General features: G+C 69.8%; 7 protein-coding genes and 1 tRNA gene. 5 read left to right on the forward strand and 3 right to left on the reverse strand.

Annotated elements, in window-relative coordinates:
* The 5 genes from tldD to K206_RS38210 all read left to right on the forward strand — a co-directional run.
* The coding region (gene tldD / locus K206_RS0113830) for a metalloprotease TldD (protein WP_020202998.1) at positions 1-1,062 on the forward strand (1,062 nt) is incomplete at its 5' end.
* Between the two features lie 21 nt (positions 1,063-1,083).
* Positions 1,084-2,454: a metalloprotease PmbA gene (gene pmbA, locus K206_RS0113835; protein ID WP_029043608.1), complete on the forward strand. Its 1,371-nt coding sequence runs from the start codon at positions 1,084-1,086 to the stop codon at positions 2,452-2,454.
* 155 nt (positions 2,455-2,609) lie between these two features.
* Positions 2,610-3,137 carry a hypothetical protein gene (locus K206_RS42815; protein ID WP_155888063.1) on the forward strand — a complete coding sequence of 176 codons (528 nt, stop codon included), beginning with the start codon at positions 2,610-2,612 and terminating at the stop codon, positions 3,135-3,137.
* A gap of 103 nt (positions 3,138-3,240) precedes the next feature.
* Entirely contained in the window at positions 3,241-3,744 is a 504-nt protein-coding gene (locus tag K206_RS0113840) for an RNA polymerase sigma factor (protein ID WP_020203000.1), read from the forward strand.
* A 45-nt stretch (positions 3,745-3,789) separates the two neighbouring features.
* Positions 3,790-4,767: a FecR family protein gene (locus K206_RS38210; RefSeq protein WP_020203001.1), complete on the forward strand. Its 978-nt coding sequence runs from the start codon at positions 3,790-3,792 to the stop codon at positions 4,765-4,767.
* Positions 4,768-4,896: 129 nt separating this feature from the next.
* Here the strand turns inward: K206_RS38210 and K206_RS0113850 are convergent.
* From K206_RS0113850 to pepN, 3 genes are all read right to left on the reverse strand, one after another.
* Positions 4,897-4,972 (reverse strand) — tRNA-Thr (locus K206_RS0113850).
* A gap of 174 nt (positions 4,973-5,146) precedes the next feature.
* A complete protein-coding gene (locus tag K206_RS0113855; RefSeq protein ID WP_020203002.1) occupies positions 5,147-6,163 on the reverse strand; it encodes a class 1 fructose-bisphosphatase in 1,017 nt (338 codons plus the stop codon).
* A gap of 135 nt (positions 6,164-6,298) precedes the next feature.
* The gene (gene pepN, locus K206_RS0113860) at positions 6,299-8,998 is read right to left on the reverse strand and encodes an aminopeptidase N (protein ID WP_020203003.1); all 2,700 of its coding nucleotides are present in this window, start codon (positions 8,996-8,998) and stop codon (positions 6,299-6,301) included.
* Between the last annotated feature and the right edge of the window lie 91 nt (positions 8,999-9,089).

The raw sequence follows: 9,089 nt of genomic DNA on the forward strand, positions 1-9,089 counted from the left end.
GATCCGCTGGCATCGCTCGACGCCACCGCGAAGGTGAAGCTGCTCGAGCGCGTCGAGCGGATGGCCCGCGCGCGCGACCCGCGCGTCAGGCAGGTGATGGCCAGCCTGACCGGCACCTACGACGTGGTGCTGGTGGCGCGCAGCGACGGCGTGCTCGGCGCCGACGTCCGCCCGCTCGTGCGGCTCTCGGTCACGGTGATCGCCGAGCAGAACGGCCGGCGCGGAGAGGGCGCGGGCGGCGGCGGCGGCCGCACCGACTACGGAGGCTTCACCGACGCGGTGCTGGCGCGCTACGTCGGCGAGGCGGTGGACACCGCGCTGGTCAACCTGGAGGCGCGCGCTGCGCCGGCGGGCGTGATGACCGTGGTGCTCGGGCCGGGCCTGCCCGGCGTGCTGCTGCACGAAGCGATCGGCCACGGCCTGGAGGGCGACTTCATCCGCAAGGGCTCGTCGGTGTTCGCCGGCAGGCTCGGCGAGCAGGTCGCGGCCCGGGGCGTCACGGTGGTCGACGACGGCACGCTGCCGGGCCATCGCGGCTCGCTCAACATCGACGACGAAGGCAACCCGACCCAGTGCACGACGCTGATCGAGGACGGCATCCTGACGGGGTACATCCAGGACACCCTGAGCGCGCGCCTGAACGGCATGCCGGTGACGGGCAACGCGCGCCGCGAGTCGTACTCGGCGCTGCCGATGCCGCGCATGACCAACACCTACATGCGCAACGGCGACAAGGACCCGCGCGAGATCGTCGAATCCGTGAAGCATGGCCTGTACGCATGCAAGTTCGGCGGCGGCGAGGTCGACATCACGAACGGCAATTTCGTGTTCTCCGCCTCCGAGGCCTATCTGATCGAAGACGGCAGGATCACGCACCCGGTGAAGGGCGCCACGCTGATCGGCAGCGGGCCGGAATCGCTCAAGTACGTCAGCATGATCGGCAACGACATGGCGCTCGACGCGGGCGTCGGCAACTGCGGGAAGATGGGGCAGAGCGTGCCGGTGGGGCTCGGCCAGCCGACCTTGCGGATCGACCGGATGACGGTCGGCGGAACCAACTGAAGCATCGACGGATACATGACAATGGCTGTTACTTCCGATACGCGGGCGCGGCATTTCGCGCACACGCAGGACCAACTGAAAGACATGGCGGCGGACATCCTCCGCCACGCCAGGGCGCTCGGCGCGACCGACGCGGCCACCGAGATTTCCGAAGGCGACGGCCTGTCGGTGTCGGTGCGCCGCGGGGATGTCGAGACCGTCAAGCGCAGCCGCGACAAGACCGCCGGCGTCACCGTCTTCATCGGCAAGCGGCGCGGCGCCGCCAGCACCTCGGACTTCTCGCCAGCGGCGCTCAGGGATACCGTCGCGGCCGCGTGCAACATCGCGCGCTTCACGGCCGACGACGACGCGGCAAGCCTGGCCGACCCCGACCTGCTCGAGACCGCGCCGCGCGACCTCGACCTGTACCACCCGTGGCCGCTTTCCGCCGACGACGCGGTGGCAGTCGCCCGCCGCGCGGAAGCGGCGGCGTTCGCCGCCGGCGCGCAGGTGCGCAACTCGGACGGCGCGAGCGTGTCGGCCCGCCACTGGCAGTTCGTGCGCGCGACCTCGCAGGGCTTCGCCGGCGGCTATCCGCATTCGCAGCACTACATCGCGTGCGCGCCGATCGCGGGCAGCGGCGCCGACATGCAGCGCGGCAACTGGTACACCGTGCAGCGCAGCGCGGACGATCTCGCGTCGCCGGAGTCGGTCGGCCGCCGCGCCGCGCAGCGGGCGCTGGCGCGCATGGGCGCGCGCCGTCTCGACACCTGCAAGGTGCCGGTGCTGTTCGAGGCCGCGCTGGCGGCGGACCTGCTCGGCGTGTTCGCCCACGCGGCCAGCGGCGGCATGCTGTACCGCAGGTCGTCGTTTCTCGCCGACAGCCTCGGCAAGCCGGTGTTCGCGCCACACGTGCAGATCGCCGAGGACGCGCACCTGCCGCGCGCGCTGGGCAGCGCGCCGTTCGACGCCGAGGGCGTGCGCACGCATGCGCGCAGCCTCGTGAAGGACGGCGTGGTGGAGGGCTATTTCCTGTCGACCTATTCGGCGCGCCGGCTCGGCATGCGCAGCACCGGCAACGCCAGCGGCCCGCACAACCTCGCGCTGCGCAGCGCCCGCACCCGCGGCGGCGACGATTTCGGCGCGATGCTCAAGACGATGGGCACGGGCCTGCTGCTGACGGAGCTGATGGGCAACGGCATCAACTACGTGACCGGCGACTATTCGCATGGCGCGGCCGGGTTCTGGGTCGAGAACGGCGCGATCCAGTATCCGGTCGAGGGGATCACGGTGGCCAGCACGCTGCAGGACATGTTCCGCAACATCGTCGCGGTCGGCGCCGATGCGATCGTGCGCGGGACCAACGAATCCGGCTCGGTGCTGATCGAGCAGATGACGATCGCCGGCAAGTAAGCCGCGGCCTGCCGGCCGCACCCATGCCTGTGTCCGGCGCGCGCACGATGCCGGGCACAGGCGCCGCACATCGCCGCCGACGCGCGGCAACCGTCCCAAGTCCCCACGCAGGTCTGTCCCGATGCCGCCGCCTTCGCGGGCGAAGGCACGCCGTCATGCCACGTTCCGCATGCGCGCTCCGCATTTTTTTCGACGTCATCGCGGCGAGTTCCGCGGCCTGCCAGCCGCCGGAGCGGGGCCGGTTTCACGATGGTTCCCGCGCTGCACCGCCTTGGTGTGGATGGCCGCCGAACGGCCGCGCGCTGCTGCATGCCGGTGCAGCCGAAGCGCGCGAAAACGCGGGGCGCGCCGCCGGCGCGAGCCCGTCCTCGCGCATCGCGCGCCGCCGCGAAAACCGCGATCGCGCGGCAACCTGGACTGACGTGCCCGCGACTGCGCAGCCGGGCGCAACCGCGGGCAAGAAAGGCCGCTTCGCCGCGCATTTCATTGCGCATGCGCGTCGCGCGGCGCCGCTGCGGCGGCACGCTGGCACGGCAGTTGCAATGAAGAAACCGGGAGCCCGGTGCCGCCATGCATGCCGGACCGGAACGAAGAAAAGGGAGAGAAAAACCATGAAGAAGTCGGCCCCCGCAGCCGGTGCCAGCGCGCTCGCGCTTGGCGCGCTTGCATCCCCGTCCCGATGAGCGCCGGTCGCCGCCCGGCGCCGGCCGCGATGGATTGCCGCGGCGGTCCCGGCGACATCGTCCGCGCGGGAATGCCGCCGCGCGCGCCTGGAGCCGCGTGACCATGAATTTCGTCGATGAACTGGTGAACGGCTATCAGGAACTGGTGCGCATCCTGTCGCGCGAGCTCAACGTGGACGATGCCCGCGACGTGGCGCAATCCTCGTTCGAGCGCGCGCTGGTCTACGGGCAGACGCATCAGGTGGCGTCTCCGCGCGGCCTGCTGTTCCGCATCGCGCAGGGGTTGCGGATCGATCATGTGCGGCGGCGTTCACGTGTATTGTGGGAATCGTTTCATGCATCCAGCGAGGAGGGCGACGACGACTTCGACCGGTATGGCCACGTCGAAGTAGGCCCGGAGCAGGAAGCCGTGAGTCAGCAGACACTGCGGAAACTGTGCGAAGTGCTGGACGGACTGCCGCCCCGTTGCCGCGAAGCGTTCGTCCTGTGTAAACTTCATGGCCTATCCTATGACGAAGCCGCCGCCGAAATGGGCATCAGTGCCGCCGTCGTGCACAAGTACCTGATCCAGGCGATGCGGGCCTGCCGTGGCGCGACGCAATCATAACGAGCGGCTTCGTTTCCTTCACGCCAGTCGTCCAGACATGCCGACATGCCGTTAACTCCGTCCGAGCAGGACTATGCCGAAAGCCTCCTCGTGTCCGCCCAGTTCGGCGACACGGCGCAGAGCGCATCGGCCAGGGCCGCTCTGGATGACTGGACCCGCCAGAGCGGCGAGCGCCAGGCCTACGTGCGCCAGCTCGAAGCGGCCGACCGCTCGCTGGACCGGAACCTGTCCGACCTCAAGGTCCGCTATGCCCGGCACGTCGAGCCCACCCCCGCGCCGCGGCTCGCGCCGGCGCGCGCGCTGCGCTGGCACCGCTCGCCCGCCACGTACCTGCTGGCCGCCGGCCTCGCGGCCTCGGTGCTGTGGACGGTCAACCCCGTGCTGTCCCGGCAGGAAGCCTCGTCCGCGATCGGGCAGCAGCGCACCATCGACCTCGACGACGGCAGCGCGGTGCTGCTGAACACCAACACCGCCGGCCGCTTCGTCAACCGCCTGCGCTCGCGCGAATGGACGCTGGAGCGCGGCGAGGCGCTGTTCTCGGTCAGGCATAGCCAGTGGCGCCCGTTCCACGTGTTCGCGGACGCGATCGACATCCGCGACATCGGCACGCGCTTCAGCGTGCGCAGGCTGGCCGGCGGCGTCAGCGTGGCGGTGCTGGAAGGGCGCGTCGAGGTCAGCGCGGCCGGCGCCGCCGCGCCGGCCGAACTGGGGCCGAGCGAGGCGGTGCGGGTCGACGGCTCGGTGCTCACCAGCCTCGACCCGAAATCGTTCGATACGCTGGTGAGCTGGAAGGACCGGCGCCTCGACTTCAACGGCACCGCGCTGACCGACGTCGTCAGCGAACTCCAGCGCTACCGCGCCGCGCCCATCGTGCTGGCCGACGCGCGCGCCGGCAAGGTCCAGATCACCGGCGGCTTCTCCAGCGCCGACCCGGACCACCTGCTCGACATGCTGCCCGTGGTCGCCCCGGTGGCCGTGTCGCGCAAGCAGGACGGCACGGTGGTCATTTCTTCGCGGCGGTAGCGCGCGGCCGGGGAGGAGGGCGAGGCGGCGCCATGCGCAGGAGGTCTTTCCGGCGGGCAACAAAAAACCCGGAGAGCCGTGGGCTGTCCGGGTTTCCGCATGCCGCCGGAGTGGCGGCAAGAATTCTTGTGGTGCCGAAGAGAGGAATCGAACCCCCGACCTTCTCATTACGAATGAGCTGCTCTACCGACTGAGCTACTTCGGCCTCACCATCCGTGAAACAACTACTGGATGAAGCCCGCAATAATAGCAACGTTTTCTGGGGATGGGAAGTCCCTGCTGCAAAAAATTCGCGCCTTCGCGAGCACGTTGCGGCACGGCCGGCGGCGGAAAAAAGGGACGTCCGCGGACGTCCCTTTTTCGTGGCCATCCGCGACTGTCAGCCGGCGGCCTGCTCTTCCTGGTGGTAGCGCGTGACGCGCTCCACCTCGTTCTTCGAGCCGAGGATCACCGACACGCGCTGGTGCAGCTTTTCCGGCTGGATCTCCAGGATGCGCTGCTGGCCGTTGGTGGCGGCGCCGCCGGCCTGCTCGACCAGCATGGCCATCGGATTGGCTTCGTACATCAGGCGCAGCTTGCCGGGCTTTTCCGGCTCGCGCTTGTCCCACGGGTACATGAAGATGCCGCCGCGCGTGAGGATGCGGTGCACGTCGGCCACCATCGAGGCGATCCAGCGCATGTTGAAGTTCTTGCCGCGCGGGCCTTCGTCGCCGGCCAGGCATTCGTCGATGTAGCGGCGCACGGGCGGGGCCCAGTGGCGCATGTTGGACATGTTGATGGCGAATTCCCTGGTGTCCTCGGGAATCGTCACGTCCGACTGGGTGAGCACGAAGCTGCCCGCTTCGCGGTCCAGCGTGAACATGTGCACGCCGTTGCCGACGGTCAGCACCAGCGTGGTCTGCGGGCCGTACACGGCGTAGCCGGCGGCGACCTGGTGGGTGCCGGGCTGCAGGAAGTCGGCGTCGGTCACGGTCTGGCCCGGCTTGGGCATGTGCAGCACGGAGAAGATGGTGCCGATCGAGACGTTGACGTCGATGTTGGACGAGCCGTCGAGCGGGTCGAACATCAGCAGGTATTCGCCCTTGGGATAGCGGTTGGGGATCTCGTAGAAGCTGTCCATCTCCTCCGAGGCCATCGCGGCGAGGTGGCCGCCCCATTCGTTGGCGTCGAGCAGGACTTCGTTGGCGATCACGTCCAGCTTCTGCTGGGTCTCGCCCTGCACGTTGCCGGTGCCGGCCGAGCCGAGGATGCCGGCCAGGGCGCCCTTGCTGACGGAGTTGGAAATGGCCTTGCAGGCGCGCGCCACGACCTCGATCAGCAGCCGCAGCTCGGGCTGGATCGTGTTGTGTTTGCGCTGCTCCTCGACCAGGTAGCGGGTGAGGCTGATGCGACTCATGCGATTTCTCCTTGAATGGGCGCAATTCTACATGGGGCGCATGGCGCGCAGGCCGCCCGCGCGGGGGGATCGGCGCGGGCCGCCCGCGCGCGGACGGCCCGCCGGGGCGGCGCTTGCGGCGCTTGCCTAGGACATTTACGGCGCCAGCGCCTTGCCCACGATCTCGCGCACGTCGCGCGACAGGTCGCGGGCGGCGGCCACCTGTTCCAGCGCGGCGCGCATGCGCTCGCGCAGCGGCAGCGCGTATTTCTGCCAGCGGTCCATCACGCGCGCCAGGCGCGAGGCGACCTGCGGGTTGATGGCGTCGAGCGCCAGCACCTGTTCGGCCCAGAACGCGTAGCCGGAGCCGTCCGCGGCGTGGAACTGGGCCGGGTTGGCGGCGCAGAAGCTGAAGATCAGCGAGCGCGCGCGGTTGGGGTTGCGCAGGTTGAAGGCCGGGTGCGTCATCAGCGCGCGCACGGTGTCGATGGTGTGCTTGCCGGCGTGGCCGGTGTCGCGCGGCTCCACCGTGCCGCGCTGCATGCCTTGCAGCGAGAACCATTTGTCGATCACCAGCGCGTCGTGCTCGAAGCGCTGGTAGAAATCGGCCAGCGCGGCTTCGCGCCCCGGGGCGAAGCTGTTGACCAGCGCGGCCAGCGCGGCGAAGCGGTCGGTCATGTTGTCGGCCGCGTGGTACTGCGCCTCGGCCAGCGCCTGCATGGCGGCGTCGCCGCTGTCGGCGAGGTAGCCCAGCGCCAGGTTGCGCAGCGCGCGCTTGCCGGCGGAGACGGCGTCGGGGCTGTAGTCGCCGGGCGTGGCGTTGGCGTGGTAGGCGGCCAGCCAGTCGGCCTGGAGCTGGCGCGCCAGCGCTTCGCGCATGAACTGGCGCGCGCGGTGGATGGCGGCCGGGTCGGCCACGCCCATGCGCTCGGCCAGGTAGCCTTCGGCCGGCAGCGTGAGCGCCTGCTCGCGGAAGGCGGGGCTGAGCTGCCCGTCGTTGAGCACGGTGCGCAGCGCCGCCACCAGCGCCGGGTCGAGCCTGAGCTCGCGTGCGGCCTGCGCGTCCGACACCAGTTGCAGCAGGGCGCGCGTGGCCAGGCGCTGGCCGGCTTCCCAGCGGTTGAACGGGTCGCTGTCGTGGGCCAGCAGGAAGGTGAGCTGGGCCTCGCTGTAGTCGGCGTCGACGATCACCGGCGCGGAGAAATCGCGCAGCAGCGACGGCAGCGGCGGCGCCTCGCCGCGCGGCAGGTTGACGAAGCGGAAGCTTTGCTCGGCCTCGGTGAAGTCGAGCACGCGCGTGGTGGCGCCGGGCCGGCTCTCGCCTTCGAGCTGCAGCGGCAGGTCGCGGCCGCCGGCGTCGATGAGGCCCAGCGCGAACGGGATGTGGAACGGTAGCTTGTCCGGCGTGCCGGGGCGCGTCTCGATGCCGACCTTGGGGCAGTGCTGCGCGAGCGTGAGCGTGAGGCTGCCTTCGTCGCCGTTCCAGGCGGTGCGCACGCTCACCACCGGCGTGCCGGCCTGGCTGTACCAGCGGCCGAACTGGCTCAGGTCGCGCCCGTTGGCGTCGGCCATCGCGGCGCGGAAGTCGTCGCAGGTCACGGCCTGGCCGTCGTGGCGCTGGAAGTACAGGTCCATGCCCTTGCGGAAGCCCGCGCGGCCCAGCAGGGTCTGGTACATGCGCACCACCTCGGCGCCTTTCTCGTAGACCGTGACGGTGTAGAAGTTGTTGATCTCCTCGTAGCTGTCCGGGCGCACCGGGTGCGCCATCGGGCCGGCGTCCTCGGGGAACTGCACCTGGCGCAGCACGCGCACGTCCTCGATGCGCTTGACCGCGCGGCCCGACTCGGAGCCCATCATGTCGGCCGAGAATTCCTGGTCGCGGAATACGGTCAGGCCTTCCTTGAGCGAGAGCTGGAACCAGTCGCGGCAGGTCACGCGGTTGCCGGTCCAGTTGTGGAAGTACTCGTGGCCGACCACCGACTCGATGTTGCCGAAGTCGGCGTCGGTGGCGGTCTGCGCGTTGGCCAGCACGTACTTGGTGTTGAAGATGTTGAGGCCCTTGTTCTCCATCGCGCCCATGTTGAAGTCGCCCACGGCGACGATCATGAAGCGGTCGAGGTCGAGCTCCAGGCCGAAGCGCCGCTCGTCCCAGCGGATCGAATGGATCAGCGAGTCCATCGCGTGGCGCGTCTTGGGCAGGTCCTGCGGCTCCACCCAGACCTGCAGCAGCTTTTCCTTGCCGGAGGCCGCGGTGATGCGTTCCTCGATGCGCTCGAGCTTGCCGGCCACCAGCGCGAACAGGTAGGACGGCTTCTTGAACGGGTCTTCCCACACCGCTTCGTGCCGCCCGCCGGGCAGCTCGCGCTCGCCGACCAGGTTGCCGTTGGACAGCAGCACCGGGTAGGCCGCGCGCTCGGCGCGCAGCGTCACGCGGAAGACGGACATCACGTCCGGGCGGTCGAGGTAGTAGGTGATCTTGCGAAAGCCCTCGGCCTCGCACTGGGTGAAGAAATTGCCGTTGGAGACGTAGAGGCCGGACAGCGAGGTGTTGGCGGCTGGCTGGCAGGCGGTGACGATCTCCAGCGTGCCATGCGCGGGCAGCTCGGGCAAGGTGAGGGTGCCGGCCTCCTGGCGGGCATCGCCGAGCGGGCGGCCGTCGAGGCTGACGCCGACCAGCTCGAGTTCTTCGCCGGCCAGCACCAGCGGGCCGGGCGCCTGGCGCCGGAAGCGGAGCGTGTTGGTCACCACCGTGCGCGCCGGGTCGAGTTCGAGCACGAGGTCGACGTGCTCAAAAGCGAAGGCCGGCGGAGTATAGTCTTTGCGGTGGACGGTAACGGGCGTGTCGGTGCGCAGCATGAAAGAATCCTGTCCTCTGAAGGCCACATGAGCGGCATGGGCGGCATGGGCGCCATGCGGGGAAACCGGCGCGGCGGGCGAAAGGCCCGGC

The sequence above is a fragment of the Cupriavidus sp. WS genome, assembly GCF_000395345.1.
GTDB classification, from domain to species: domain Bacteria; phylum Pseudomonadota; class Gammaproteobacteria; order Burkholderiales; family Burkholderiaceae; genus Cupriavidus; species Cupriavidus basilensis_B.

What these genes read in the sequence shown, in the direction of transcription:
- pepN (WP_020203003.1), bottom strand. Translation starts at nt 8,998, where the DNA reads ATGCTGCGCACCGACACGCCCGTTACCGTCCACCGCAAAGACTATACT.
- pmbA (WP_029043608.1), top strand. Translation starts at nt 1,084, where the DNA reads ATGGCTGTTACTTCCGATACGCGGGCGCGGCATTTCGCGCACACGCAG.
- K206_RS0113840 (WP_020203000.1), top strand. Translation starts at nt 3,241, where the DNA reads ATGAATTTCGTCGATGAACTGGTGAACGGCTATCAGGAACTGGTGCGC.
- K206_RS38210 (WP_020203001.1), top strand. Translation starts at nt 3,790, where the DNA reads ATGCCGTTAACTCCGTCCGAGCAGGACTATGCCGAAAGCCTCCTCGTG.
- K206_RS0113855 (WP_020203002.1), bottom strand. Translation starts at nt 6,163, where the DNA reads ATGAGTCGCATCAGCCTCACCCGCTACCTGGTCGAGGAGCAGCGCAAA.
- K206_RS42815 (WP_155888063.1), top strand. Translation starts at nt 2,610, where the DNA reads ATGCCACGTTCCGCATGCGCGCTCCGCATTTTTTTCGACGTCATCGCG.